Source organism: Nonomuraea sp. NPDC005501 (assembly GCF_040605905.1).
In the GTDB taxonomy this organism is placed as follows: domain Bacteria; phylum Actinomycetota; class Actinomycetes; order Streptosporangiales; family Streptosporangiaceae; genus Nonomuraea.
In genome coordinates this window covers 26,337-51,523 of record NZ_JBEXDT010000069.1, presented here as the reverse complement: position 1 = coordinate 51,523, position 25,187 = coordinate 26,337, and the positions used below count along the sequence as shown (strand labels likewise).

The window sequence follows — 25,187 nt, the reverse complement described above, 5'->3', positions numbered from 1 at the left end:
CTGCGGCTGAGCGGACGCTGGACCTCCCACCCCCGCTACGGCCGCCAGTTCGAGGTGTGGTCCTACACCACCGTGCTGCCCGCCACCGTGCAGGGCATCCGCCGCTACCTCGGCTCCGGCCTCATCAAGGGCATCGGCCCCAAGATGGCCGAACGGATCGTCGACCACTTCGGCACCGACACCCTCGACGTCATCGAGACCAGCCCCGAACGCCTGGTCGAAGTCCCCGGCCTCGGCCCCAAACGGACGAAGATGATCGCCGCCGCCTGGGCCGAACAGAAGATCATCAAAGAGGTGATGATCTTCCTGCAGGGCGTCGGCGTGTCCACCTCCATCGCCGTACGCATCTTCAAGCAGTACGGCGAGCAGTCCATCACCGTCGTCCGCACCCACCCCTACCAGCTCGCCGACGACGTGTGGGGCATCGGCTTCAAGACCGCCGACACCATCGCCCAGGCCGTCGGCATCCCGCACGACAGCCCCGAACGCGTCAAGGCCGGCCTGCGCTACACCCTGTCCCAGGCCGCCGACGACGGCCACTGCTACCTGCCCGCCCCCAACCTCGTCGGCGACGCCGTCAAGATCCTCGACGTGCCCGCCGACCTGGTCACCACCTGCCTGGAGGAGCTCATCGCCGCCGAAGGCGTCGTGCGCGAGGACGTCCCCGCCGGCGACAACGTGGTGCCCGCCGTCTACCTGCCGCCCTTCCACCGCGCCGAGCTGTCCCTGGCCGGCGGCCTGCTGTCGCTGCTGCGCGGCGGCCACGACCGGCTCAAGGCGTTCGCCGACGTCGACTGGGAACGCGCCGAGACCTGGCTGCACGCCCAGACCGGCGCCGAGCTCGCCCCCGAGCAGCGCCAGGCCGTCCGCCTGGCCCTGACCAGCAAGGTCGCCGTCCTGACCGGCGGGCCCGGCTGCGGCAAGAGCTTCACCGTCCGCTCCATCGTCACCCTGGCCCGCGCCAGACGCGCCCGCGTCATCCTGGCCGCCCCCACCGGCCGCGCCGCCAAACGCCTGGCCGAGCTGACCGGCCACGAGGCCACCACCGTCCACCGCCTGCTGCAGCTGCGGCCCGGCGGCGAGGCCACCTTCGACCGCGACAACCCCCTCGACGCCGACCTCGTCGTCGTCGACGAGGCCTCCATGCTGGACCTGCTGCTGGCCAACAAGCTCGTCAAGGCCGTCGCCCCCGGCGCCCACCTGCTGTTCGTCGGCGACGTCGACCAGCTGCCCTCCGTCGGCGCCGGCGAGGTCCTCAAAGACCTGCTGGCCGCCGACGACATCCCCCGCGTCCGGCTCACCCAGATCTTCCGCCAGGCCCAGGAGTCCGGCGTCGTCGTCAACGCCCACCGCGTCAACACCGGCCACCACCCCGTCCTGGCGGGCATGAAGGACTTCTTCCTGTTCCCGTGCGAGGAGCCCGAGGAGATCGCCCAGCTCACCGTGGACGTGGTCGCCCGCCGCATCCCGCGCAGATTCGGCCTCGACCCCCGCCGCGACATCCAGGTACTCGCCCCCATGCACCGCGGCGCCGCCGGAGCCGGCGCCCTCAACCTCGCCCTGCAGGAATCCCTCACCCCCGCCCGCGAGGGCATGCCCGAACGCCGCTACGGCGGCCGCGTCTTCCGCGTCGGCGACAAGGTCACCCAGCTGCGCAACAACTACGACAAGGGCGCCGCCGGCGTCTTCAACGGCACCGTCGGCGTCGTCACCGACATCCGCCCCGACGACAACGAGCTGACCGTCCTGACCGACGAGGACGAGCACGTCGCCTACGCCTTCGACGAGCTCGACGAGCTCGCCCACGCCTACGCCGTCTCCATCCACCGCTCCCAGGGCAGCGAGTACCCCGCCGTGGTCATCCCGCTGGCCACCAGCGCCTGGATGATGCTGCAGCGCAACCTGCTCTACACCGCCATCACCCGCGCCAAGCGGCTGGTCGTCATCGTCGGCTCCCGCCGCGCCCTGGCGCAGGCCGTCCGTACCAAGGGCGCCGGGCGCCGCCACACCGGCCTCACCCACCGCCTCACCCGCGGCTGATCACGCGGCCGATCAGGCGGCCGATCACAGGGCCGATCATGCTGCTGGCGCGGTGAGCCGTTACGGCCATTCCTTTACCCGTCCTTGACCCTGCCCTGACCTGCCGTCGACTGCAACAAGTGATCGAAATGTGACCGAACTCTCCCATATGCAACCGCGTCATACATGCATCGGCATTAAGGTCTTTAGGTGCAGTTTGCAGTTTTCTGCATGGGGGAGAGGACAGACTTGAACATCGCGTCTGGTTGGAAGAAGCCCACCGCGGGCATCGCGCTGCTCGCCGCGGCGGCCCTGACGGCTTCGTGCTCCAGCGGCAACGCCGCCACGGGCAACGCCGGCGCGTCCAAGGCCACCACGTCCGCCACACCTCAGGCGCCGACGATCACCATATCGCCCGCCGAAGGCAGCGCGAAGGTCAGCCCCGACAAGAAGATCGTCATCACCGCCTCCGGCGGCACCCTGGACGAGATCACCGTCCAGGCCGGCAAGTCCGACGACGAGATCACCGGCACCTACAACGCCGACAAGACCCGCTGGGTCTCCAAGGGCCCCCTCAAGCCCTCCACCGGCTACACCGTCAGCGCCAAGTCCGGCGTCACCACCGCCACCAGCGCCTTCACCACCATCAAACCCGAACGCGAACTCCAGGTGGCCGACGTCACCCCCAACGCCAAGGGCGAGACCCTCGGCGTCGGCGCCCCCATCATCGTGACCTTCAACCAGCCCGTCACCCAGAAGGCCGCCATCGAACGCGCCCTGCGCGTCAAGGCCGAAAAGCCCGTCAAGGGCGCCTGGCGCTGGATCAACGACACCGTCGTCATCTACCGCACCGCCACCTACTGGCCCGCCCACCAGAAGGTCACCTTCACCGCCGACATCGAAGGCGTCAAGGCCGGCAAGGGCACCTACGGCGTCAAGGACTACACCGCCAACCTCAAGATCGGCGCCAAGGTCATCAGCAAGGTCGACACCAAGAAGCACATGATGTACGTCTACAAGGACGGCAAACGCGTGCAGACCATGCGCATCAGCGCCGGCATGGCCACCACCCGCGAGTACACCACCACCTCCGGCGTCCACCTGACCATGGAGCGCGGCAACCCCGTCCGCATGATCTCCCCGGGCCGCAAGAAGGGCGACCCCGGCTACTACGACGTCATGATCAACCACGCGGTCCGCATCTCCAACTCCGGCGAGTACGTCCACGCCAAGGACAACGTCTGGGCCCAGGGCGTGCGCAACGTCAGCCACGGCTGCGTCAACGCCCGCCCCGACCAGGCCAGATGGTTCTACAGCACCATGCAGCGCGGCGACGTCGTCGACATCACCGGCACCAACCGCGAGCTGGAATGGAACAACGGCTGGGGCTTCTGGCAGATGCCGTTCTCGCAGTGGAAGAAGGGCAGCGCCCTGTAACACCCCGCCACAAAGGGGGGGCCGGCACCGCACCCGGCCCCCCTTCCCGCTCCCCAGACCTCTCAGGAAACGTCCGGCCCGGCCGAACCCCCGTACGTCGCGATCTTGTACTCGGTCGCCGCCAGGGAAAGAGACAACTCCCGAATCCGGCGGCGGATGCTGTCGCGATGCTCCACCAGCAACTCCAGCCGCTCCGGCACCGTCTGCTCCCCGGCGTCGACCAGCGCGACGTAACGCCGCAGATCACGCATCGCCATACCCGACAACCGCATCCGGGTCACGAACACCAGCCGCCGCACCGCACGCGCGTCATACACCCGATGACCGTTGCCGTCACGGGCCACCTCCACCAGCCCCGCCCGCTCGTAGTAGCGCAGCGTGTGCGGCGAGACGTCGAGCAGCTCGGCAACCTCGGTGATCATCATCGACTCGGGCACATCGGCCAGATCGGTGAGGCGGTGGATCACCTCGACCGACAACGGGCCGTCCTCCCCGAGCGTCTCGAGCGCCCTGGTCATCAGATCGTCGGTGGCCATGACAGCCACCCTAGACGGGCCGGACCGACGCAGGGACACCCGCGACCCCACACCCGCGCCCCCTCTACAGGGAGCGGCGCAGCACCATCCCCGGCCACTCACCGACCGTGAACGGCGCCTCCCGCTCGAACCCCCACTCCTCGTACCAGCGCACCAACCGGCCGTCCCCACCGGCGTAACAGTCCACCCGCAGCACCGCCACCCCCCGCTCACCGGCCTCGGCCAGTGCCCGGTCCAGCAACGCCGCGCCCACGCCCATCCCCGGAAAGCGCCGATCCACCACCAGCGCCTGCACGTACACCTCCGGCACCTCCGCCGGCCGCACGTACGGCGGCGGCGCCCCCACGCTCACGCACCCGGCCGGCTCACCGCCCACCTCGGCGATCCGCAACCCACCGCCCCGCGCCCACTGCCGCACCTGCTCCGTACGCCGCTCGTCGCCGGTGAAGGGCCGCTCACCCCACTGCCCGGTGATGCCCCGGCTCACCAGCCACGCCACCGCGCTGTCGAACATCGCCAGCACCGCCGCCACATCCCGCGGCCCGCCCGCCCGGACCTCCACCCGGCTCCGCGCGCTACCCGCCACCCCGCCCTGCGCACTACCCGCCGCCTCGCTCACGCCGACGTCCCCCACGCCGCGCGCGCCAGCGGCGACCCGGCGGCGGGGGACAGGGGCTCCGTCAGGATCACCGGCGCCTGCGCCATGAACCGCGGCCGCCGGCCCCGATGCTCCTGCGCCGCGTGCACCGTGAACGGATGCACCACGTACATGTCACCCGGCACCCCCGTCGCGTACGCCTCCGCCCGGCCCCGGCTCGCCTCCTCCAGCAAAGGCCCCGCCACCATCGCGTCCATCGCCTCGCCCAGCACCGCCACCGAGTCCCGCTGCGAGCCGACCCGGATCCGCGTCGGCGCGTCGTCCGCACCCACCTCCGACAGCAGCACCAGCAGCAGCAGCGTGTGCGGCCGCCCGCTCACCCTCCAGCCGCCGCCCGCACCCGGGGTGTTGGCGTCGACGTGCCAGCCACGATCGTCGGCCGGCGCCACGTCCGGGAACCGCACCGGGATGTTGCCCAGGCTCCCACGCGGCACCCACCCGCCCGGCCCGGCCACCGCGTCCAGCGCCCGCCGCAGCCGCTCACTGCGCGCCAGCACCCCGAACGGCCCCTCACCCGTCATATCCGAGGCCCACACCACCGGCCGCGTCCACCCCGACGGCTCATCCGGCGACAACCCGACCTGACGCCACAGCAACGCCCGCGCCTCGTCACCCACCTCACGCGCCGCCGCGCCCTCCACCTTGGCGAACCCGTCCGCCACGAACCGCTCGACGTCGATCACATCCATGCGCCGCACGCTAGCAGCGCCGCCCACCGGCTTCCCCCCGATTTTTCCCGCTACGTCTCTTCCCGGTACGTCCCGCCGCCCGGCCGGCCCGCGGGCAGGCGACGGGACACACCATCACAGGTCACCCCGCCGGCGTCAGCGCGCCGCCACGTACTCGTACGAGCCGGCCTCGATCCGCCCGTCCTTGCCGACCGCCACACCGTCCAGGTCGATGTCGTCGAACGCCGTCACACCCAGCCCGATCGCCGGACTGGTGGACAGCAGCCGCAACGGCCGATTCGGATCGAACTTGGGATCCTTGCGCACGTTCGCCGTCCCGGCCGACATCTGGAACTGCCCGCCGTAGAAGACGTTGTGGTCGCTGGCGGTGAACGCCGGATCGGCGTAGGCGCTCTTCTTGCCCGCCAGCACGATGTTCTGCGACAACCTCAGATGCTGATTGGTGCAGCCCGCGTCACACACCACGCCCTCGGCGTCGGCGTTGGGCAGGTTCATCGAGTTGTTGCGGAACACCGTGCCGAACACCGGCCCGTTGGTCTCGATCCGGCCGTCGTCGTGCACCGGCCCCCGCGTCACCAGCCCCGAGCGGGCCCGCGACCCGTAGATGCCGTTGTACTCGAACACGTTTCCCGACGTGCCGTCCGGGTCGTTGGAGGTGCCGTCAGGCTTACGACTGGTGCCCAGCTCGGTGAAGGTGTCGTTGTCGATCGCCAGGTTGTGGTGGACCCGGTTGCGCGAGCCCATGAAGATCTCCACCGCCGCGCCGTCGAACACGTAGTCGTAGCTGAAGGCCACCGACCCGCTGATGGTGTTCCACCCGATGTTGGAGTCGTCACCCTGCACCAGCATGGCGAACGCCCCCGAGTCGTCGTTGGGGTCCTCCTCGGTGGGGGTCAGCTTGCTCATGTGGTTGTTGTCGACGAAGTCGTTGGCGGTCACCGCCGTGTAGCGGGCGCCCGTCTCGATGTACACCCCCGCCGCCGCGCCGGTGATGAGGTTCCGCTCCACGACGTTGTCGCTGCCGCCCACCTTGATCCCGGCCCACGAGCAGCGGCCCTCGTCACGGTTCACGCCGACCTGCAGGTTGTAGACCTCGATGTGGCTGCCCTGCAGGTCCACGCACGCCTCGGTGTCACCCATGAGGATCGGCGCGGCGCCCGTGCCGTAGGCGTCGACGACGATGGGAGCCTCCGCCGTGCCCGAGGCGCTGACCGCCAGCTGCCCCGACCACGACCCGCCCCTCTTCAGCAGCAGCTTCGAGCCCGGCACCAGCGGCGCGGCCGACGCCGCGGCCAGCGTCTTCCACGGCGTGTCGGCCGAGGTGCCCTCGGCGCCGTCGTCGCCGGCGGCGCTGTCGAGGTAGTAGACGACAGGGTCGTCGTCGGCGCCGGTCGCGGCGGACGCGCCCGCCGTCCCCGCTGCGGCTCCGGCGATCACGACCACGAACGCCGCGACGCTCGCGGCCAGCGTCTTCGGAGCCTTCGATGATAAGCCTGACACGTGGGGTTCAGCCTCCCGAACAAAGATCATCCCGGTTGAGGCTGCCACCATAACTGCAAGAAGTGACCCAAATCGAGGCCTACGGACATCCGAACGGCACCCGACACCCAGGGGAGTGGTACACCACCACTCACACCCCCCACCAGGCCCGAAATCCCCCGATCAGACCAGCTCCAACTGCTCCCCACCCGGACGCCGCCGCCCCACCGGCTCCCACACCCCACACGCCATCCCGTACACCCGGCACAGCTGCTCGATCTGCCCCGTGATCCGCCCCTCGTACTCCGCCGACGGCACCCCCGCCCCGTCGTACAACTCCTCATAACGCGCCACCAACCCCGGATGCGCCTCACCCAGCCACTCCAGGTACCACGACCGCGTCCCCACCGGCAGCCGCAACACCACCGGCTCCACCGCCACCGCACCCGCCGCCGCGATCCGCCGCACCGTCGCCGCCAGCTGATCAGCCGCGTCACTCAGCAACGGCAACACCGGCGCCATCAGCACCCGGCACTCCACACCGGCCTCCACCAGCGCCGACACCAGCTCCAGCCGCGCCTGCGCCCCCACCGCACCAGGCTCCACCGCCCGCCGGATCCGCTCGTCCACGAACGCGATCGACACCGCCACGCGCGCACCCGCCGCCACCAGCAACTCCGCGTCCCGCAACACCAGCGGACTCTTCGTGTACACCGTGAACGGCACACCGGCCTCACCCAGCGCCCGCACCACCCCCGGCATCAACCGATACGTCCGCTCCGCCTCCTGGTAACAGTCACCCCCCACCCCCACCGCCAGCGGCTCACCACCCCAGCGCGCCAGCTCACCCCGCAACCGCTCCACCACGTTCGCCCGCACCACGACCCGCGTGTCGAAGTCACGCCCCGCATCCAACCCCAGCCGCCGATGCCCGCCCCGCGCCCCGCACCCCCGGCACGCATGCGCACAACCCCGATAAGGCGACACCGCCCACCGCTGCGCCACCCCCGCACCCGCGGGCACCCGCTCGATCGCCGTACGCGCCTGCATCTCGTAGAACCCGCCGCGCAGCACCGCACGCCGCTCGATCAGCGGACGATCGTCAACCGCGTCCACCAGCGAAAGCGCGTCCCAGCTCACACCGTCCAGTGGAACACGCATTCGACTCCCTTTTCAACCCACACCGCCCGAAGCACACAGCAGGACCGCGAACACCCCGCCCGGATCCCACCGCCGCCCGGCCACCCCCAGACGCTCCCACATGAACCTGCCTGCGGACCCCGCGAACGGGCGACCCCGTGAATGGCCCGCCTGGAGCTTTCCGGCCCGTGGGCAATGCGCTGGAGGGTGGAGGGCAACGCGTGAGTTCGTGTGGGCCTTCGAGGTGGAGGTGAGCGGGATCAGGCGGCCGGCGCAAGGACGACGACCTTGCCGGACACGGCACCGGCGGCCACTTCCGCATGGAACGCCGGCAGGTCCTGGAGCCGGATCCGGCGGCTGATGTCGATGCGAAGCTCACCTCGGTCGATCGCCGCCACAAGACCGGCGAGTTGCTTGGCGTCGCTCCGGACGAAGACGTTGAGCCCGCGCACCTGACGCGCTTCGTCGCTCGGCGCCTGCATCCACACCGTGGTGTTGACCACGGCCCCGCCGGACCGCACGAGAGCGGCCTGGTCGGCGAGCTGCGAGGGCTCGATCGGCGCGAGGTTGAGCAAGAGGTCGACCGGCTCGCCCACCGCATCCACCACGTCGGTCACGGTGTGGTCGAGCACCTCGTCGGCACCGGCGGCCCGGACCCGCTCCGCGCTGCGCGGGCTCGCCGTGGCGATGACGTACGCGCCGGCGTTCTTCGCCAGCTGCACCGCGTAGGCACCGACAGCGCCTCCGGCGCCGGTGATGAGCACGCGCTGCCCGGCGGTGAGCCCGCCGAGTTCGAACAGCGCCTGCCATGCGGTCAGGCCCACCAGCGGCAGGGCCGCCGCGTCAGCGAGCGGCACACTCTTGGGCGCGGCCGCCAGGACCTCGGCGGGCGCGATGACGTACTCGGCGGCTGCGCCGTCGCCGATCATCGGGAGGAATCCGACGACCTCGTCACCGACCGCCACCGCGTCGACGCCCTCACCGAGCGCGTCGACCGTTCCGGCGACGTCGATGCCGGGCGTGTGGGGGAGCGTCACCGGGAACGGGCCCTGCAGGCCACCGCTGCGGATACCGGCGTCGACCGGGTTGAACGACGTCGCCGCGACCCGGACGCGAACCTCGCCGGCGCCGGGGACGGGCAGCGTCACGTCCTCGTAGCGCAGGACATCAGCATCGCCGTACTCGTGGAATCGCACTGCCTTCATGACGAACTTCTTTCATCGGGAACGCCAACATGCTTCGAATTCGAAGCACTGAGGTGAAGCTACCACTGCTTCGAACCCGAAGCAAGTACGATGACGGCATGACCGAAGAGGAGCCCCCTCCGCCGCTCGACCCCGCCGAACTCGGCGCGTACTTCGCGCTCATCGAGGTGAGCAGCCTCCTGCGTCACACGGTGGAGCAGCAGCTGCGCGACGCCGGCGACCTCAGCTACGTCCAGTTCCAGCTCCTGGCCACACTCGGGGACGCAGCAGACGGCAGCCGGCGCATGACCGAGCTGGCAGACGGGGTCGTATACAGCCGCAGCGGCCTGACCTACCAGGTGGGGCTGCTGGAAAAGGCCGGACTCGTCACTCGCAGCCCGTCAGCGGAGGACGACCGAGGCGTGACAGTGACCATCACCCAGGCGGGACGCAACGTGCTCGCCCAGGTGTTCCCCGGCCACATCGACGTCCTGCGCCAACTCTTCCTCCAGCCACTCACGCGCGCGGACATCGACAGCCTCGCCCGGGTCCTCACCGTCGTCCGCGACCACATGCGCACCATCCCGCCCCGCTCGGCGAAGCCGCGCCGAAAGAGCGCCGCACGCCAGAGCCCCCCAGATGGCGAAGCCTGATCGCCCCCCGGCACCCGACACAGGACACCACAAACCACTCGCCACCCCCCAGCCCCCGTCCCTACACTGCCTCCGTGCTCAAACCCGACTACCCCCTCACCACCGAGCGTCTCCTCCTGCGCCCGTTCACCCCATCCGACCTCGACGCCGTCCACGCCTTCGAATCCCGGCCCGACGTCACCCGCTACCTCTACTGGGAAGCCCGCGACCTCGACGCCGCCCGCACCGGACTCGAAACCAAGATCAGCCGGACCGCCATCGCCGACGAAGGCGACGCCCTCAACCTCGCCGTCACCCTGCGCGACAGCGGCCTGCTCATCGGCACCGTCATCCTCGTCTGGACGAGCAAAGAGCACCGCCAAGGCGAGATCGGCTACATCTTCAACCCCGACCACCACGGCCACGGCTACGCCCCCGAAGCCTCCCGCGAACTCCTGCGCCTCGGCTTCGAGGGCCTGCGCCTGCACCGCATCGTCGGCCGCCTCGACGGCCGCAACACCGCCTCCGCCCGCGTCCTGGAGAAACTCGGCATGCGCCGCGAGGCGCACCTCGTCCACAACGAGCAGGTCAAGGGCGAATGGACCGACGAGGTCATCTACGCCATGCTCGAAAGCGAGTGGACCCCATGACCCTCCTCCACCTCGCCCTGGCCGCCGACTGGCACGCCGCCCGCACCGCCGGCGACTACCGCGTCTCCACCCTCGGCCGCACCCTCGAACAGGAGGGCTTCATCCACTGCAGCCGCGACCCCGCCCAGCTCCAAGGCGTCCACGACGCCTTCTACGCCGGCGTCACCGAGCCGCTCCTGGTGCTGGAGATCGACCCCACCGGCCTGGACGTCCGCGTCGAGAACGGCTTCCCCCACGTCTACGGCCCCATCCCGCTCACCGCGGTCACCGCCACCCGCCCCTACGAGCCGCCCACCCCCTGACCACCGAACACGACTCCGGCCCGCCTTCGGGCCCGTGTCCGATCGTGCTCAGCCGCAGACGCGAACCCGGGGGAGTGGCACCCCCCGGACCGCACCGCACAACCCCGGGAACCGCCACAATGACCCGCATGGATCCGCGGACCGCAGCACAACGCTTCGCCGACACCTGGCAACACGGCTGGACGCACCACGACGCCGACAGCATCATCGCCCTCTACGCCGACGACGCCGAACACACCTCGATGCCCTTCCGCCCGCCACACCGGGGGAGAGGCGCCATCGCCGACTACATCCGCTGGTCCTTCACCGGCGAAACCGACCCCCACGTCACCTTCGCCACCCCCATCGTCGACGGCGACCACGCGGCCATCGAATTCCGCGTCCACGCCCACGACAACGGCACACCCGTCACCCTCGCCGGCTGCGTCTTCGTCACCTTCGACACCCACGGCCTGGCCGTACGCACCCGCGACTACTGGCACACCACCGAAGGCCACCAGTAAGCAGGGGACAGGCACTACCCACCGCCCGGGACGCCCCACCACGGCGCGTCAGCGGCCACACACCCTCAGTGCCCCAGTGTCTCAGCGCCTCAGTGCCGGACCGTCAGCCCGAGATCCGCACGACCGGCGCCAGCCGCGCCTCGGCCACCTGCTCGTACGGCTCATACTGCCCGCCATGCCCCGGAACGCCATGCCCCGAACCGCCGTGCCCCGGAACGCCGTGCGCCTGCGGGGCGTGCTGCGGCGCCGCACCCTGGGGGACCGGCGCCATCGCCCCGCCACCCGCGGGAACCTGACCCGCGCCGGGCATCGCCGGAGCCTGACGCGGCATCCGCCGGATCGGCTCCGTGGCGGCCCGCCGTTCCTCGCACCCACCTGCGCAGTAACCGTTCGTCACGATCAACCGGCCCCGCAGGGCGGTGTACGATTCCCGGCCGGAGGCCGGCAGAACCCCCTGACACACCGGACATAAAACAGATTCGGTCCCCACGTGCTGCTCCTCTCGCGGCGCGATAGCAGGCTTCCCACCCTAAACGCCACAGGCGCCGGGGGACAGGAAATTCACCGATGGTCAAGCGTTCCGTCATGACCACGCACCGTCACAACCCGACTTACTTGACATAATGTTCATTATCGAGCATTCGGACATGTCGCGATCACGCAGCATTCAGCCTGCCTAGGATGAGGACATGAACCTCGGCCTCCCAGAGCTCTTGTTCATGCTCTGCCTCGCCCTCCTCGCCGTCGCGATCATCGTCTTCGCCGCCGCACGCGCCGCGCGCCGGCCCGTGGAGCCGGCCGTCGGCCCGCAGGAGGTGGACGCACGCATCCGCCACCTGGCGGCCGCCGGCAAGAAGATCGAGGCGATCAAGGTCCTGCGCACCCACACCGGCATGAGCCTCAGGGACGCCAAGCTCGCCGTCGACGGCCTCGCCCACGGCCGCCCCATCCGCCATCCCGCCCTCCAGGGCCCCGCCCTTCAGCAGCCCGCCGGGCCGGCTGCCGACCTGGCCACCCGCGTACGACGGCTCAAGAGCGACGGCCGCGCCGATCAGGCCGTCTTCCTCGTACGCGGCGAGACCGGCATGGGTCACGACGAAGCCGTCGCCTTCGTCGACAGCATCCAGGTGGCGCATGAGGGCGAGCTCTGACCACCCGCCCTGACGCAGGCGGCGCCGGCGCGTTACGATCAGTCCATGCTCAGCCTGGCGATCTCCACCCCGGGCCTCATCGCGCTCACAGCCGTCATCACCGTAGCGATCATCTACCTGATCATCCTGGCGGTCCGCCTCACCCAGCGGCCCCGTAACCGCCTGGCCCCCAGCACCGACCTGGTCGACCAGGCGCGCGAGCTGAAGGCCATGGGTCAGATCCAGGAAGCCGTCTTCCTGGTGCGCGGCGAGACCGGCATGAGCCACCGTGCGGCCACCCGCTTCGTCAACCGCCTCTGACCACCCCATACAGCCGGAAAATATCCCATACCGGACAGAAGGTGGGTTCTGTTCGGTATGATTCCGGTCCCGCCGGACGCGGCGAACGGCCTGCCGTCAGGCTCGCGTGGCGCGGTCGAACGTCTCGGCCAGCTCGTCCGCGCACAGCCGCGCGTCCATGCCCTCGGCCAGCCGGCCGGCCGCCCCGTCGATGGCCGAACGCACCGTCGCGGCCATCAGCCGGGGCTCGAACGGCCGGAAGGAGCCGGTGCGCTGCCCGCCGGCCAGCAGCTCCGCGAGCCGGTCGACCGCCGCCTCGCTCTCGTCCTGCCCCACCGGCGTGCCGTGGTGAGCGAGCTGCTGCACGGCCCGCACGTGGTCGGGGTTGGCGGCGATGAAGGCGATGTTCGCCCGGATGAACGCCTCCAGCTGGGCGCGGGCTCCGTCGGCGGCGTCCAGGGCGGGCCTCATGAAGGCGGCGGCGTCCTGGACGACCTGGCGTACGACGGCCGCGAACAGCTCGTCCTTGCTGGCGAAGTGGTAGGAGATGAGGCGTTTGCTGCTGAGGCCCGCCTGTTCGCAGATGGCTTCGAAGGTGGTGGCGGCGTAGCCGCGCCGGGCCAGGACGGTGATGGTCGCCGTGGCGATCTGCGCTTTGCGCGCCTCGGTGGCCGCCTGCCGGCCTGCGGGCCTTTCCATGGTCAGCCCAGCTTGCCACGCCTGGGGTACGCCTGTCGTACGCGGGGGCGGTTGACGATGATCGCGACGGCGGCCAGGAGGAGGCCGACCAGTGCCTGTTCGGCTTTCATCCATGGGGGGTAGCCGTTGTCGGGCACGGTCACGATGAGGGCGATGCCGATGGGGGCGATGGTGGTGATGAGGCGGATGCGCAGGTAGGCGGAGCGTTTGCCGGCGGCGGCGTGTGCGGTGAGGGCGAGGAGCCAGGCGGCTGCGGCGGCCACCGCTCCCCCGCGGAGCCAGACCACCCAGTTCGCGCCGAGCAGGGGTGCGGCGGCGAGGGTGGCGAGGGAGATGATCAGGACGGTGATGAAGAGCGCTCGGACGCGGGTCCACACTTTTTTATCCACGTGAGTAAAGTTATCCGCTTGTGTAAATTATTGCAAGGCTCTACCCGCTCCCCCGGTGTGCGGTGGTGGTGGCGCGGGCCAGGCGGACGAGCTCGGCGGCGGCGCGGGGCGGCCGGGAGCGGTCGCGCCAGACGGCGAGCAGGGGGCGCCGCAGGTCGAGGTCCGTGACGGGGATCTCGACGAGTCGTCCTTCGCGTAGTTCGGCGGTGACGGCCAGGACGCTGAGGACGGCGGGGGCCACTCCCGACTGGACGGCGACCTTGACCGCGGCGTTGGAGGCCAGTTCCAGGGCGGGTGGGGCGACGTCGGGGCCGGTGGCGACGCGGTCGAGGGCGTGGCGGGTGCCGGATCCGGGTTCGCGTACCACCAGGGGTGTGGCGGCGAGGTCGGCCAGGTGCAGGGGGGTGCGGCGGCGGGTCCAGGGGTGGCGGGGGGCCACGACGACGACGAGCCGGTCGGAGGTGATGGTGCGGGCGGTGAGTCCTGGGGGCACGGACGGGGATTCGATGAAGCCGACGTCGATGTCGCCGTGCTGGGCCAGCCGGCAGACGACTTCGGAGTTGACGACCTGGACGTCCACTTCGGCGTCGGGGTGGTCGCGGCGCAGGGCGACGAGCCAGCCGGGCAGCAGGTATTCGGCGATGGTCATGCTGGCCGCGACGCGGATGCGGGTGTCGCGGTGGCGGCGCAGGGTTTGCACGCCGGTGAGCAGGTCGTCGGCGGCGGTGAGGGTGGCGCGGGCCCAGTCCAGGACGAGGTGGCCTTGGGGGGTCAGGCGTGAGCCGGTGGTGGTGCGGTGCAGGAGGGGCAGGCCGAGTTCGCGTTCGAGGGTGTCGAGGCGGCGGCTGGCCGATGCCTGGGTGATGCCGTGGAGTGTGGCGGCTTTGCCGAGGCTTCCTTGGTCGGCGACGGTGATGAGCAGGGCGAGGCTTTCGAGGTCGGGCCACCGGCGGGTCATGCGTTCACCGTATGACGCGGTGCGTGTTCGGCGGCTACCGGGGCGTGTGGTGGGTGGAGACAATCCGTCGCATGGTGGTGTCTGTCCGGCGGGCGCGTGGCGCTGGTTCGCTCGTGCCGGGGCTTGTGGTGGTGTCGGCCGGTGTGCTGGTGGCGGTCGTGGTGAATGCGCTGGTTCCGGCGGTGAGCCCGTTGGTGGCGGCGGTGGTCCTGGGGGCTGCGCTGACGAATCTGGGGGTGCGGGGGGCGGCTTTGGAGCCGGGTCTGGCGTTCGCGGCGCGCCGGTTGCTGCGGGTGGGTGTGGTGCTGTTGGGGGCGCAGCTGGCGGTGTCGGATGTGGTGGCGTTGGGGTTGCCGGTGTTGCTGCTGGTGGTGGCGACGGTGGCGGTGACGTTCTCGGTGACGTGGTGGGTGGGGTGCCGGCTGGGTTTGGGGCGGGGGTTGTCGGTTCTGGTGGCGACGGGGTTCTCCATCTGCGGGGCGGCGGCGGTCGCGGCGATGGAGGGGGTGGTGGGCGGGGCGAAGGAGGACGTGGTGACGGCGGTCGCTCTGGTGACGTTGTACGGGTCGCTGGCGATGGTGGTGTTGCCGCTGGCGGGGGGTGTTCTGGGGTTGCCGGCGGAGGGGTTCGGGGTGTGGGTGGGGGCGAGTGTGCATGAGGTGGCGCAGGTGGTGGCGACGGCGCAGACGGCGGGTTCGGCGGCTTTGGGGGTGGCGGTGGTGGTGAAGCTGACCAGGGTGGTGTTGCTGGCGCCGTTGATCGCGGGTGTGGGGGTGTGGCGGCGCCGGGTGGAGGGGCCTTCGGGTGGTGGTGGGAGGGCGCCGGTGCTGCCGTTGTTCGTGATGGGGTTCTTGGTGATGGTGGGGTTGCGTAGTGCGGGGGTCGTGCCGGTCGGGTGGCTGGCTCCGTTGAGGAGTGCGCAGATGGTGTTGTTCGCGGCGGCGTTGTTCGCGATGGGGGCGGCGGTGCGGTTGCGGGTGCTGGCGCGGACGGGTCGCCGGGCTGTGGTGCTGGGCGGGTTGGCGACGGCGGTGGTGGTGGGGGTGTCGCTGGCCGGGGTGGGGCTGGTGTGCTAGGCGGGGGGCTTTGTGGTGGTCAGGTGGGTGCGGATGCCGGTGATGATGAGGTCGAGGCCGTCGTGGAAGGCCTGGTCGCGTTGCGGGCGGGGCGGGGCGGGGCGCCGGGGTCGGTGGCGCGGGCCTGTTCCTGGGTGGTGTAGCCGTTGACGTAGGCCAGGACGGTGTCGACGGCGACGGCCGCGGTGGTGGGGGGTGCGCCGGCGGTGGTGAGGGTGTTGATGAGGTGGTGGGAGGAGGCCACGGCGTGCTCGCCGGGGTCGTGGAAGCCGGCGATGAGGCGGGCGCCGTCGCGGTGGGCGAGCATGAGGTGGCGGATGCCGTGGGCGACGGCGCGTAGCTGGTGGTCCCAGGGGCCGTCGAGGGTGGCGCCGGCGTCGGGTGGGGTGACGAGGTGGGCGACCATGGCGTCGAGCAGGGCTTGTTTGCTCGGGTAGTGGCGGTAGAGGGCGCTGGCGCGGACGCCGAGGCGGTCGGCGAGCAGGCGCATGGTGAGGCCGTCGAGGCCGACCTCGTCGAGCAGGTCGATGGCGGTGTGCAGGACTTGGGTGCGCCGCTGGCCCATGGTTCCTCCTCGGGCGCGGGCGGGTGGTCGTGCCGCGCGCGGGTGAACACTGTACACGTGGGCGTCGTTCATGGGGGGTGTCGGGGTTGGGGGCCTCCCCCCCGGGTTCGGTGACGGGGTGGGGGTGGGTGGGGTACGGACCGTGGGCGACTTCGGCTCTGCGGCGGGTGTGGGGTGGAGGGGCCGGCGGGGGTGGTGGCGGGGTGCCCGCCCACCAAAAACCCGGACATTTGTGGATTTTTGGTGCCGCATGTCGCGGCTTTCTGCGGGGTTATGTCAGCAGTACTTGCCTGGACATGTCAGCATCGATGCATGTACGGGACATATGGGACTGTCTTAAACGCCCGGGAACGCTGGGACGGCCGCGCGACCATCCCACGCTGACACCCCGGCCCCCGCTGACAACCCCCGGCCCGTGCGGGCCCGCCCCACCAGCGGCCCCCTCCCCCTTGATGTGACGAACACCCGAAGGAAGTCCGCGTTGCGTATCCTGCTGCTCTGCTCCTCGTTCAACGGCCTGACCCAGCGCGCCTGGCTGGAGCTGCGCCGGGCCGGCCACGACGTCACCGTCGAGCTGGCCCTGTCGGAGCGGGTCATGCTGGAGGCCGTCCAGCTGGCCAAGCCCGACCTGGTCATCTGCCCGTTCCTGAAGGAGAAGGTGCCCTCGCCGCTGTGGCGGACGCAGCGCACGATCATCATCCACCCGGGCCCGCCCGGCGACCGCGGACCCTCCTCGCTGGACTGGGCGATCCTCGACGGCGAGCCCCGCTGGGGCGTGACGGCGTTGCAGGCGGTGGAGGAGATGGACGCGGGCCCCATCTGGGGATACCGCATGTTCCCGATGCCGGCCGAGCCGCCCCGCAAGTCGGCGCTGTACAACGGGCCGGTGGCCGACGCCGCGGTGGAGCTGGTGGTGGAGGTGGCGGCCAAGGCGGCCGACCCGTCGTTCACGCCGGCGCCCCTGGACTACCGGCGGCCGGAGGTCGTGGGACGGCTGCGCCCTTCGATGCGGCACGCCGACCGCGAGTTCTCCTGGGAGGAGCCGACCGACGCGGTGCTGCGGCGGGTACGGGCCGCCGACGGCGCGCCCGGCGGACGGACCGTGCTGGGCGAGACGCCGATGCGGGTCTTCGACGTCTACCGCGGGCCGGCGATCAGCGGCCGGCCGGGCACGGTGGCCGGCCGGCGTGAGGGCGCGGTGCTGGTGCACACCGGCGACGGCTCGGTGTGGGTGGGGCACCTGCGGCGGGACGAGCCGGGCGCGGTGAAGCTGCCGGCGGTCACGGTGCTGGGCGAGCTCGCCGCCGGGGCGGAGGAACGCGCCGGCTACAGCGAGATCACCTACGACCGCAGCGACAGCGTCGGCGTGGTGAGCTTCGACTTCTACAACGGCGCGATGTCCAGCGAGCAGTGCCACCGGCTGGCCTCCGCGCTGCGCTACGCCGTGGCGCAGGACACCCGGGTGCTGGTGGTGCGCGGCGGCGAGGTGTTCTCCAACGGCATCCACCTGAACGTGATCGAGGCGTCGCGGCACCCGGAGATGGAGGCGTGGCGCAACATCAACGCCATCAACCAGGTGTGCCGGGAGATCGTGGCGTGCACGGGGCAGCTGGTGGTGACGTCGGTCGGCGGCAACGCGGGCGCGGGCGGCGTGATGATGGGGCTGGGCGCCGACCGGGTGCTGGTGCGCGCGGGCGTGGTGCTGAACCCGCACTACCGCACGATGGGGCTGTTCGGCTCGGAGTACTGGACGTACACGCTGCCGCGCAGGGTCGGCGCGGCGGCGGCCCGGCGGCTGACGCAGGACGCGCTGCCGGTGGGCGCGGTGGACGCGGCCGGGCTCGGGCTGGCCGACGAGGTGCTGCCCGGCTCGCGGCTGGAGTTCGAGCGGGCGGTGCTGGACTACGCCGAGCGGCTGGCGCACGACCCGTCGTACGGCAGGCTGCTGGCGGCGCGGCGCGCGCAGCGGGAGGAGGACGAGCGGCGCAAGCCGCTGGACGCCTACCGGGTGGAGGAGCTGGCGGAGATGAGCCGGGACATGTTCGACGACCGGCACGGCTTCGCCGAGGCGCGGCGCGCGTTCGTGGGCAAGCGCAAGCCTGAGGCGACGCCGGACAACGTGGCGGCGCATCGGGAGTTGTCCGGCGCGTCGGCGGGGGCAGAAGCGATCCCATCTCATATGTGAGATATGGTCTGCTGTTGTGACAGATGACTACCTTGTGCGGATCGGCCGGTTGATTCGGGACGCGCGCCAGCACCGCGGATGGACCCAGCTCCAACTGGCCGACGCCCTGGCCACCAGCCAGAGCGCGGTCAACCGCATCGAGCGCGGCAACCAGAACATCAGTCTTGAGATGATCGCCCGCATCGGGGAGGCCCTCGACAGCGAGATCGTCTCCCTGGGCTACGCCGGCCCCATGCACCTGCGGGTCGTCGGCGGCCGCCCCCTGTCGGGCAGCATCGACGTCAAGACCTCCAAGAACGCCTGCGTCGCCCTGCTGTGCGCCTCCCTGCTCAACTCCGGCCGGACGATCCTGCGCAAGGTGGCGCGCATCGAGGAGGTCTACCGCATCCTGGAGGTCCTCGCCTCCATCGGGGTACGCGCCCGCTGGATCAACGAGGGCAACGACCTGGAGATCGTGCCCCCGGCCCGGCTGGAGCTGGAGTCCATGGACACCGACGCCGCCCGCCGCACCAGGAGCGTCATCATGTTCCTGGGCCCGCTCATGCACCGCACCGACCAGTTCCAGATCCCGTACGCGGGCGGCTGCGACCTCGGCACCCGTACCGTGCAGCCGCACATGTCGGCGCTCAAGCACTTCGGCCTCGACATCACCGCGACCGGCGGCTTCTACCACGCCCGCGTCGACCGCGGCGCGGCCCCCGCCCGGCCCATCGTGCTGACCGAGCGCGGCGACACCGTCACCGAGAACGCCCTGCTGGCCGCCGCCCGCCACGACGGGATCACGGTGATCCGCAACGCCTCCTCCAACTACATGGTCCAGGACCTGTGCTTCTTCCTGGAGCAGCTCGGCGTGCGGGTGGAGGGCATCGGCACCACCACGCTCACCGTCCACGGCCTGGCCACCATCGAGCGCGACGTCGACTACTCCCCCTCCGAGGACCCGGTGGAGGCCATGAGCCTGCTCGCGGCCGCCGTCGTCACCTCCTCGGAGCTGACGATCTGCCGGGTGCCGGTGGAGTTCCTGGAGATCGAGCTGGCCGTGCTGGAGGAGATGGGCCTCGACCACGACCGCGGCGCGGAGTACCCGGCCGCCAACGGCCGCACCCGCCTGGTCGACCTCACCGTGCGGCCCTCCAAGCTCGTCTCCCCCATCGACAAGATCCACCCGATGCCGTTCCCCGGCCTCAACATCGACAACGTGCCGTTCTTCGCCGCGATCGCCGCCGCCGCGCAGGGCTCCACCCTCATCCACGACTGGGTCTACGACAACCGCGCCATCTACCTGACCGAGCTGACCCGCCTGGGCGCCTCGGTCAAGCTGCTCGACCCGCACCGGGTACTGGTGGAGGGCCCCACCCGCTGGCGCAGCGCCGAGATGATGTGCCCGCCGGCGCTGCGCCCGGCCGTGGTGGTGCTGCTGGCCATGATGGCCGCCGAGGGCACCTCGGTGCTGCGCAACGTGTACGTGATCAACCGCGGGTACGAGGATCTGGCCGAGCGGCTCAACGCGCTCGGGGCGCGCATCGAGACCTTCCGCGACATCTGAGTTTTCTGTCGGTGGCGGCCGCTACCGTCTCCTGTGGATCTTGCGTCAGGCCGTACGACCCCGCTGGTCGTACGGCCTGACGTCACGAGGCGAGGAGGGGGACGGTGCGGCCTGCGGAGCTCGAACGGGTGACGGTGGCGGAGGCGGCGGACCGCTACGTGGAGCTGGTGCGGGCCCGGACGCTGACGGGGGCCCTGTCCCCCGCCACCGCGGAGGTGTACGCCCGCGACGTGGCCACGCTGGTCGACCTGGCCGGCGGCGACCGGGTGCTGGACGACCTGACGGGGCAGGACATCGACGCGGTGCTGCTGGCCTTCGCCCGCAAGCCCGACGGCAGACGCACAGGCACAGGCGCGGGCACGGGCTCGGGCTCGGGTGACGGTGCGAGGGTGGGCGGGGGCGGCTCGCGGGGGCAGTCGCCGTCGTCGCAGGCCCGCTTCCGCCGCTCGGTGTCGGCGCTGTTCAAGCACGCCCTGCTGGCCGGATGGGTGCAGCTCGACCCGATGACCGTCTCCACGATCACCGCACGCCAGCGCGACGGGCTGCGGCCGGAGCGGCGGGCGCTGACCCGCGAGCAGGCCCAGGGCCTGATCGGCGCGGCCCGCTCACTGGAGGAGGCGCCCCGCGAGGGACGCCGCGACCAGCGCATGGAGCCGCGCGACGCGCTGATCGTGCTGCTGCTGTCCACGATGGGGCCACGCGTCTCGGAGCTGGTGCGCGCCAACGTGGAGGACTTCTACACCAACGACGGCGTCCGCTACTGGCGCATCTTCGGCAAGGGCGGCCGCACCCGCGACGTGCCGCTGCCGCAGGCCGTCGCCGAAGCGCTCGACGCCTACCTGGAGCGGGGCCGGCCGCTGGTGTCGGGCAAGGCCACCGGCTCCGACGCCAAGGCGCTGCTGCTGTCTTGGCGCGGGCGGCGCCTGGCCCGGGGCGCGGTCCAGGGGGTGATCGACCGGGTACAGGCACTGGTCGACCCCGCACAGCGCCGCTCGGTCACACCTCACGGGTTACGGCACACCACGGCCACCCATCTGCTGGCCGACGCCGTCGACATGGACGCGGTGCGCAGGGTGCTGGGCCACAGCGACCTGTCCACGCTCGGCCGCTACCGCGACGAGCTGCCGGGTGAGCTGGAGGTGGCGATGCGCGTCCACCCGCTGCTGCGCGACCACAACCGCGGCGGCTGAGCGGCCCGGCGGGCCCACCTGCCGGGCTCGTTCACCGTGCCCGGCAGGTGGGGTGGGGCGCTCGTCAGGCCGGCGGCCAGTGCCTGAGGACCGTGTCGAGGGCGTCCAGGGTTCGTGCCCACGACAGCTCCACCTCGCGCGGGTGATGGCGGAACTGGCCCGCCGTCTCCAGGCTCACGTATCCGTGCAGCGTGCTGTTCACCATCCGTACCGCGTCGGTCTGGTCGGGCTCGGACAGCCCGTACCCGCGCAGGATCGCCCGCGTCAGCTCCGCGTGCCGGCGGGCGGCGCTGACGGCGGCACCGACCGCGGGGCTGACGGCCGCACCGGCCGCGGAGCCGGGGGAAGCAGTGGCGGCGGAGCCGGAGGAAGCGGTGGCGGCGGTCACCGTCTCCGGGTCGAGCTGGAGCTGTGCCGCGGCGTACCGGCCCGGGAACTCCCGGGCGTAGTCGCGGTAGGCGTTGGCGAAGGCCACCAGCGCGTCCTTGCCCGCGCGGCCCGCCAGCGCTTCGCCGACCCTGTCGGCGAGCTCCGTCAGGGCCAGTCCCCCCACCCTGATCCGCAGGTCCTGCGCGTCCTGGACGTGCGCGTACAGGGCTGCCGGTTTGACGCCGAAGCCGCGCGCCAGCGCCGAGACGGTCACGTTGTGGAAGCCGATCTCGTCCGCCAGGTCCGCCGCCGCCCGGGTCAGGCGCTCCGCGGTCACCCCCGCACGTGCCACGTGCCCTCCTCGCCTTACTTACAGGGTTTAAGTATTTGCATACTACCCTTAAGGGCGGCTAGCCTCCCCGCCCATGGAACCCCTCACCGAACGCGATATCCGCACGTCATTCGTCAACTGCTCCAAGGGCGAGACCAAACGCCTCAACCTCCCCAAGGACTTCACCGACAGCCCCTGGAACGACCTCGACTTCCTCGGATGGCGAGACCCGGGCGCCCCCGAACGCGCCTACCTCGTCGCCGGCCACGACGGCGGCCTCGTCGGGATCGCGCTGCGGGTCACCTCCGCCGCCTCACGCGGCTTCACCGCACGCAGCATGTGCTCACTGTGCCTGACCACGCACACCAGCGGCGGAGTGGCGCTGATGACCGCCCGCCGCACCGGCGAGGCCGGCCGCCAGGGCAACTCGGTCGGGCAGTACCTGTGCACCGACCTCGCCTGCTCCCTGTACGCGCGCGGCAAGAAGCAGGCCGCGGGAGACGGCGCCATCGAGGAGTCCCTCACCCCGGCGGAGAAGATCGCCCGCACCCGCGCGAACCTGATCGCCTTTGTGGGCAAGGTGATCGGGTGACCGTCCCCCCGCGGGACGCCGCTCCCCCGCTCTCACCCCGGCACGGCCGGGGTGACACGACCCGCGAACCGGTCCGACAGGTGGTCCGACAGGTGGTCCAGGGAGACGCCGAGCACGTCGGCCAGGGCGGCGATGGTGAAGAACGCCGGCGTGGCGATGCGCCCGGTCTCGATCTTACGAAGCGTCTCGGCCGACATGCCCGCCGCGGCGGCGACCTCGACGATGCTGCGCTCACCCCGGGCCTGACGCAGGGTCAGGCCGAGCTCCTCGCCACGGAGCCGCTCTTCGGGTGTCAGCGGTGGCCGTACCATGCATCCAGTCTATAACTCGGTATAGAAATACCGTTATAGTTATCGCCCGGCTCAGCCCCGACGCACCGGCTGACGCAACACCGTCCGCGGCTCCGGATCATCGAACGCCGTCAGATACACCTCGTGATGCGGCCCGTTCGGCACCAGCCCCCGCTCCGCCATGAACTCCTCCATGACCTGCAACGTCACATACTCCTCACTGAACGGCCCCACATGCAGGGCCTCCACACACTCCCCCTCCGTGTACGTCACCACCCGCACCCGATCCACCGCCGACCTCGGCACCCGCACCGCCTCACGAGCCGCCTCCACGACCCCCGGCTCCGGAACCCCCGCCAGCGGCAACATCAGATGCCAGCGCCACAGCTCCCGCGCCACCTCCAGCCCCGGCCGTTCCTCCTCCACCCACCACAAGCCCTCCAACGGACCCGCCGGCCCACCCATCCCACCGGCCACGGCATACAGCGCACCGATCGCCGCCAGATGCTCCGCCCCGCCCGGCTCCCCCATTCCCGTGACGCTCAGGCACGTCGCAGGACCATACGTCTTCAGGTCAACCTTCACGGCTCCTCCTCCAGAGGAATCATCAGATGAGTAACAAGCTGATCAGGCGACGTGACAGCCGGATCCGACACGTACACCTCACGAATCGGCCCCCGCACCGCCAGACGCCGCTCCGCGCACCACGCAAGCACCGCATGAGCGGTCAGGCCGATCTGGTCATACGGACCCACATGCGTCGCACACGCGAACGCACCCCCGGCCAGCACCTCCAACCGCGCACCACCAGGCAGAACCCCCGCCACCGCCCCATCCACGACCAGCGCCACCGCCACGTCGAACGGCTCGTCCAGCTCCAGCGGGAACAACCCCACCAACCGCACAGGATCCGACGCCCCCGCGACGGCCCGCGCCAACGGCGACAGCCGCTCCACCGCCGCCGACGTCGCCCGCGCCACACCACCCACATCCAGCGCCCGCTCCCGCACCACCACGGCCCGGCACGCCGGCTCCACCACCACCCGCACCGAAGCCGACGGCAACCCCCGCTCCAGCACCACCTCCAGCGACGCCAACGTACGGCGACGCCGCGCCAGCTCCGCCTCCAACTCCTCCCGCACCGACTCCAGCGCCTCCGGCGACCCCGACAACACCTCCGCCACCACCGCCAGCGGCACGTCCATCGACCGCAACAACCCGATCGACAACGCCTCCCGCGCCTGCGACGCCCGGTAATACCGATAACCCGTCACCGGATCCACCCACGCCGGCACCAGCAACCCCAGCTCGCCGTAATGCCGCAACTGCTTGACACTCAAGCGGCCCAACCGGGCGAACACCCCGATCGGCAGCAGATCCTCGTCCACGCCCCACAGCATGGCCTCTCCCCCCATGGGAGAGTCCACCCCGGCCCCCTACCGGGCCGCCAGCACCTCCACCAGGAACCCTTCCAGCAACCGCGTCACCTCCACCGGCCGCTCCAGCGGAGCCAGATGTCCCGTCTCCGGCAGATCCACCCGCCGCGCCCCCGCGATCCCCCCGGCCAGCAGACCCGCCACCTCCTGGATCCCCGCCACATCCGACAACCCGTTCACCACCAACGCCGGCACCGCGATCTCCCCCAACCGCCCCGCCGCCGCCGGCACGAGCCCCCGCTCCACCACCGGCGGCCCGCCCCACGACCGCGCGAACACCAGACGGCACATCTCCACCGCCGCCTCCCACACCCCGTCCTCCAGATCCGCCCGCCCCCGCTCCGGACCCGCCACCTGCCACAACGTGTGCGCCCGCGCCATCGCCAGCACGTCACCAGCGTCCACATCCGCCACCCCGCCACGCCGGTAACGCGCCAGCCGGTCGGCGGGCACCGCGCTGTGCACCCGCTCACGCGCCTGCTCCACCATCGACGCCGGCCACCCATGCCCCGCCAGGCCCGAGCCGCACAACACCAGCCCCGCCACCCGCTCCGGCGCCGCCAGCGCGGCCTCGACGGCGTACGCGCCGCCCATCGAACACCCCACGAGTACCGCGGTGCGCACCTTCAGCGCGTCGAGCACCGCCAGCAGGTCCTCGTGGTGGCACACCTCGCTGTCGGCGTCCGCGGACTCGCCGTGGCCCCGCCAGTCGTAGCGGATCACCCGATACCGGTCGGACAGCGCCCGGAACTGGTGCTCCCACATGCGCCGATCCGCCACCCCGGCGTGCACGAACACCACAGCGTCGTCCCGGGAGGGCCCCGCCTCGTCGTAGGCGATCCCGTAATCGTCGATCATCATGCCGTGGACCGTACGCCGGGACAGCGCATCCCGAGGCGCCC

At 71.2% G+C, this 25,187-nt stretch carries 28 protein-coding genes; 13 read left to right on the top strand and 15 right to left on the bottom strand.

What is annotated here, in order from left to right; all coding sequences use genetic code 11:
- On the top strand, positions 1–2,040 hold a 2,040-nt coding region (locus tag ABZS51_RS29005), incomplete at its 5' end, for an ATP-dependent RecD-like DNA helicase (RefSeq protein WP_355447383.1).
- A gap of 228 nt (positions 2,041–2,268) precedes the next feature.
- On the top strand, positions 2,269–3,456 hold the full coding sequence (locus ABZS51_RS29000) for an Ig-like domain-containing protein (RefSeq protein WP_355447381.1): 1,188 nt from the start codon (positions 2,269–2,271) through the stop codon (positions 3,454–3,456).
- A gap of 62 nt (positions 3,457–3,518) precedes the next feature.
- Here the strand turns inward: ABZS51_RS29000 and ABZS51_RS28995 are convergent, their stop codons facing one another.
- From ABZS51_RS28995 to ABZS51_RS28970, 6 genes are all read right to left on the bottom strand, one after another.
- On the bottom strand, positions 3,519–3,992 hold the full coding sequence (locus ABZS51_RS28995) for a MerR family transcriptional regulator (protein ID WP_355447379.1): 474 nt from the start codon (positions 3,990–3,992) through the stop codon (positions 3,519–3,521).
- A gap of 64 nt (positions 3,993–4,056) precedes the next feature.
- Positions 4,057–4,611: a GNAT family N-acetyltransferase gene (locus tag ABZS51_RS28990; protein WP_355447376.1), complete on the bottom strand. Its 555-nt coding sequence runs from the start codon at positions 4,609–4,611 to the stop codon at positions 4,057–4,059.
- On the bottom strand, positions 4,608–5,339 hold the full coding sequence (locus tag ABZS51_RS28985) for a phytanoyl-CoA dioxygenase (protein ID WP_355447373.1): 732 nt from the start codon (positions 5,337–5,339) through the stop codon (positions 4,608–4,610). The genes ABZS51_RS28990 and ABZS51_RS28985 overlap by 4 nt, the downstream gene beginning before the upstream one ends.
- Before the next feature lie 135 nt (positions 5,340–5,474).
- The gene (locus ABZS51_RS28980) at positions 5,475–6,839 is read right to left on the bottom strand and encodes a hypothetical protein (protein ID WP_355447370.1); all 1,365 of its coding nucleotides are present in this window, start codon (positions 6,837–6,839) and stop codon (positions 5,475–5,477) included.
- Between the two features lie 162 nt (positions 6,840–7,001).
- A complete protein-coding gene (locus ABZS51_RS28975; protein ID WP_355447367.1) occupies positions 7,002–7,979 on the bottom strand; it encodes a radical SAM protein in 978 nt (325 codons plus the stop codon).
- 239 nt (positions 7,980–8,218) lie between these two features.
- Entirely contained in the window at positions 8,219–9,163 is a 945-nt protein-coding gene (locus ABZS51_RS28970; RefSeq protein ID WP_355447364.1) for an NADP-dependent oxidoreductase, read from the bottom strand.
- Between the two features lie 98 nt (positions 9,164–9,261).
- Here ABZS51_RS28970 and ABZS51_RS28965 point away from each other — a divergent pair, with 98 nt between their 5' ends.
- The 6 genes from ABZS51_RS28965 to ABZS51_RS28940 all read left to right on the top strand — a co-directional run bounded on the left by ABZS51_RS28965 (position 9,262) and on the right by ABZS51_RS28940 (position 12,680).
- On the top strand, positions 9,262–9,795 hold the full coding sequence (locus tag ABZS51_RS28965; protein WP_355447361.1) for a MarR family transcriptional regulator: 534 nt from the start codon (positions 9,262–9,264) through the stop codon (positions 9,793–9,795).
- Positions 9,796–9,869: 74 nt separating this feature from the next.
- Positions 9,870–10,424, top strand: a complete 555-nt coding sequence (locus ABZS51_RS28960; protein ID WP_355447358.1) for a GNAT family N-acetyltransferase — start codon at positions 9,870–9,872, stop codon at positions 10,422–10,424.
- Complete coding sequence (locus tag ABZS51_RS28955) at positions 10,421–10,726, top strand: DUF952 domain-containing protein (RefSeq protein WP_355447355.1); 306 nt, start codon at positions 10,421–10,423, stop codon at positions 10,724–10,726. The genes ABZS51_RS28960 and ABZS51_RS28955 overlap by 4 nt, the downstream gene beginning before the upstream one ends.
- A gap of 128 nt (positions 10,727–10,854) precedes the next feature.
- On the top strand, positions 10,855–11,229 hold the full coding sequence (locus ABZS51_RS28950) for a nuclear transport factor 2 family protein (RefSeq protein ID WP_355447352.1): 375 nt from the start codon (positions 10,855–10,857) through the stop codon (positions 11,227–11,229).
- 689 nt (positions 11,230–11,918) lie between these two features.
- The gene (locus tag ABZS51_RS28945; protein WP_355447349.1) at positions 11,919–12,380 is read left to right on the top strand and encodes a hypothetical protein; all 462 of its coding nucleotides are present in this window, start codon (positions 11,919–11,921) and stop codon (positions 12,378–12,380) included.
- Positions 12,381–12,425: 45 nt separating this feature from the next.
- On the top strand, positions 12,426–12,680 hold the full coding sequence (locus ABZS51_RS28940; RefSeq protein WP_355447346.1) for a hypothetical protein: 255 nt from the start codon (positions 12,426–12,428) through the stop codon (positions 12,678–12,680).
- Between the two features lie 96 nt (positions 12,681–12,776).
- Here ABZS51_RS28940 and ABZS51_RS28935 read toward each other — a convergent pair whose 3' ends face one another.
- The 3 genes from ABZS51_RS28935 to ABZS51_RS28925 are packed head-to-tail and all read right to left on the bottom strand — an operon-like array spanning position 12,777 to position 14,705.
- Entirely contained in the window at positions 12,777–13,358 is a 582-nt protein-coding gene (locus ABZS51_RS28935) for a TetR/AcrR family transcriptional regulator (protein WP_310716816.1), read from the bottom strand.
- 2 nt (positions 13,359–13,360) lie between these two features.
- The gene (locus tag ABZS51_RS28930; RefSeq protein ID WP_355447343.1) at positions 13,361–13,747 is read right to left on the bottom strand and encodes a hypothetical protein; all 387 of its coding nucleotides are present in this window, start codon (positions 13,745–13,747) and stop codon (positions 13,361–13,363) included.
- 40 nt (positions 13,748–13,787) lie between these two features.
- A complete protein-coding gene (locus ABZS51_RS28925; RefSeq protein WP_355447340.1) occupies positions 13,788–14,705 on the bottom strand; it encodes a LysR family transcriptional regulator in 918 nt (305 codons plus the stop codon).
- A 23-nt stretch (positions 14,706–14,728) separates the two neighbouring features.
- Here ABZS51_RS28925 and ABZS51_RS28920 point away from each other — a divergent pair, with 23 nt between their 5' ends.
- The gene (locus ABZS51_RS28920) at positions 14,729–15,781 is read left to right on the top strand and encodes a putative sulfate exporter family transporter (RefSeq protein ID WP_355447337.1); all 1,053 of its coding nucleotides are present in this window, start codon (positions 14,729–14,731) and stop codon (positions 15,779–15,781) included.
- 19 nt (positions 15,782–15,800) lie between these two features.
- Here ABZS51_RS28920 and ABZS51_RS28915 read toward each other — a convergent pair whose 3' ends face one another.
- Positions 15,801–16,346 carry a TetR/AcrR family transcriptional regulator C-terminal domain-containing protein gene (locus ABZS51_RS28915; RefSeq protein WP_355447334.1) on the bottom strand — a complete coding sequence of 182 codons (546 nt, stop codon included), beginning with the start codon at positions 16,344–16,346 and terminating at the stop codon, positions 15,801–15,803.
- Between the two features lie 481 nt (positions 16,347–16,827).
- Between ABZS51_RS28915 and ABZS51_RS28910 the strand changes: the two genes are divergently transcribed.
- The 3 genes from ABZS51_RS28910 (at position 16,828) to ABZS51_RS28900 (ending at position 21,267) form a co-directional block, all read left to right on the top strand.
- Entirely contained in the window at positions 16,828–18,531 is a 1,704-nt protein-coding gene (locus ABZS51_RS28910) for an enoyl-CoA hydratase-related protein (protein ID WP_355447332.1), read from the top strand.
- Positions 18,532–18,547: 16 nt separating this feature from the next.
- Positions 18,548–20,077, top strand: coding sequence for a UDP-N-acetylglucosamine 1-carboxyvinyltransferase (locus ABZS51_RS28905; RefSeq protein ID WP_355447329.1), 1,530 nt, complete (start codon positions 18,548–18,550; stop codon positions 20,075–20,077).
- A gap of 104 nt (positions 20,078–20,181) precedes the next feature.
- Positions 20,182–21,267, top strand: a complete 1,086-nt coding sequence (locus ABZS51_RS28900) for a tyrosine-type recombinase/integrase (protein WP_355447326.1) — start codon at positions 20,182–20,184, stop codon at positions 21,265–21,267.
- A gap of 64 nt (positions 21,268–21,331) precedes the next feature.
- On the opposite strand, the gene ABZS51_RS28895 is transcribed toward ABZS51_RS28900, so the two are convergent.
- Complete coding sequence (locus tag ABZS51_RS28895) at positions 21,332–21,988, bottom strand: WHG domain-containing protein (protein ID WP_355447323.1); 657 nt, start codon at positions 21,986–21,988, stop codon at positions 21,332–21,334.
- 73 nt (positions 21,989–22,061) lie between these two features.
- On the opposite strand from ABZS51_RS28895, the gene ABZS51_RS28890 reads away from it, so the two are divergent.
- Positions 22,062–22,559 carry an FBP domain-containing protein gene (locus ABZS51_RS28890; protein ID WP_355447321.1) on the top strand — a complete coding sequence of 166 codons (498 nt, stop codon included), beginning with the start codon at positions 22,062–22,064 and terminating at the stop codon, positions 22,557–22,559.
- A 32-nt stretch (positions 22,560–22,591) separates the two neighbouring features.
- On the opposite strand, the gene ABZS51_RS28885 is transcribed toward ABZS51_RS28890, so the two are convergent.
- The 4 genes from ABZS51_RS28885 to ABZS51_RS28870 are packed head-to-tail and all read right to left on the bottom strand — an operon-like array spanning position 22,592 to position 25,146.
- Positions 22,592–22,870 carry a helix-turn-helix transcriptional regulator gene (locus tag ABZS51_RS28885; RefSeq protein WP_310716796.1) on the bottom strand — a complete coding sequence of 93 codons (279 nt, stop codon included), beginning with the start codon at positions 22,868–22,870 and terminating at the stop codon, positions 22,592–22,594.
- Positions 22,871–22,921: 51 nt separating this feature from the next.
- Positions 22,922–23,434, bottom strand: coding sequence for a hypothetical protein (locus ABZS51_RS28880; protein WP_355447318.1), 513 nt, complete (start codon positions 23,432–23,434; stop codon positions 22,922–22,924).
- Positions 23,431–24,237, bottom strand: a complete 807-nt coding sequence (locus ABZS51_RS28875; RefSeq protein ID WP_355447315.1) for a MerR family transcriptional regulator — start codon at positions 24,235–24,237, stop codon at positions 23,431–23,433. The genes ABZS51_RS28880 and ABZS51_RS28875 overlap by 4 nt, the downstream gene beginning before the upstream one ends.
- Before the next feature lie 48 nt (positions 24,238–24,285).
- Positions 24,286–25,146, bottom strand: coding sequence for an alpha/beta fold hydrolase (locus tag ABZS51_RS28870; protein ID WP_355447312.1), 861 nt, complete (start codon positions 25,144–25,146; stop codon positions 24,286–24,288).
- Between the last annotated feature and the right edge of the window lie 41 nt (positions 25,147–25,187).

Excerpts from the sequence above, each read along its gene's own strand:
- ABZS51_RS28995 (WP_355447379.1), bottom strand. The coding sequence starts at position 3,992 with ATGGCCACCGACGATCTGATGACCAGGGCGCTCGAGACGCTCGGGGAG.
- ABZS51_RS28985 (WP_355447373.1), bottom strand. The coding sequence starts at position 5,339 with ATGGATGTGATCGACGTCGAGCGGTTCGTGGCGGACGGGTTCGCCAAG.
- ABZS51_RS28975 (WP_355447367.1), bottom strand. The coding sequence starts at position 7,979 with ATGCGTGTTCCACTGGACGGTGTGAGCTGGGACGCGCTTTCGCTGGTG.
- ABZS51_RS28970 (WP_355447364.1), bottom strand. The coding sequence starts at position 9,163 with ATGAAGGCAGTGCGATTCCACGAGTACGGCGATGCTGATGTCCTGCGC.
- ABZS51_RS28965 (WP_355447361.1), top strand. The coding sequence starts at position 9,262 with ATGACCGAAGAGGAGCCCCCTCCGCCGCTCGACCCCGCCGAACTCGGC.
- ABZS51_RS28955 (WP_355447355.1), top strand. The coding sequence starts at position 10,421 with ATGACCCTCCTCCACCTCGCCCTGGCCGCCGACTGGCACGCCGCCCGC.
- ABZS51_RS28950 (WP_355447352.1), top strand. The coding sequence starts at position 10,855 with ATGGATCCGCGGACCGCAGCACAACGCTTCGCCGACACCTGGCAACAC.
- ABZS51_RS28945 (WP_355447349.1), top strand. The coding sequence starts at position 11,919 with ATGAACCTCGGCCTCCCAGAGCTCTTGTTCATGCTCTGCCTCGCCCTC.
- ABZS51_RS28940 (WP_355447346.1), top strand. The coding sequence starts at position 12,426 with ATGCTCAGCCTGGCGATCTCCACCCCGGGCCTCATCGCGCTCACAGCC.
- ABZS51_RS28935 (WP_310716816.1), bottom strand. The coding sequence starts at position 13,358 with ATGGAAAGGCCCGCAGGCCGGCAGGCGGCCACCGAGGCGCGCAAAGCG.
- ABZS51_RS28925 (WP_355447340.1), bottom strand. The coding sequence starts at position 14,705 with ATGACCCGCCGGTGGCCCGACCTCGAAAGCCTCGCCCTGCTCATCACC.
- ABZS51_RS28915 (WP_355447334.1), bottom strand. The coding sequence starts at position 16,346 with ATGGGCCAGCGGCGCACCCAAGTCCTGCACACCGCCATCGACCTGCTC.
- ABZS51_RS28890 (WP_355447321.1), top strand. The coding sequence starts at position 22,062 with ATGGAACCCCTCACCGAACGCGATATCCGCACGTCATTCGTCAACTGC.
- ABZS51_RS28885 (WP_310716796.1), bottom strand. The coding sequence starts at position 22,870 with ATGGTACGGCCACCGCTGACACCCGAAGAGCGGCTCCGTGGCGAGGAG.
- ABZS51_RS28870 (WP_355447312.1), bottom strand. The coding sequence starts at position 25,146 with ATGATGATCGACGATTACGGGATCGCCTACGACGAGGCGGGGCCCTCC.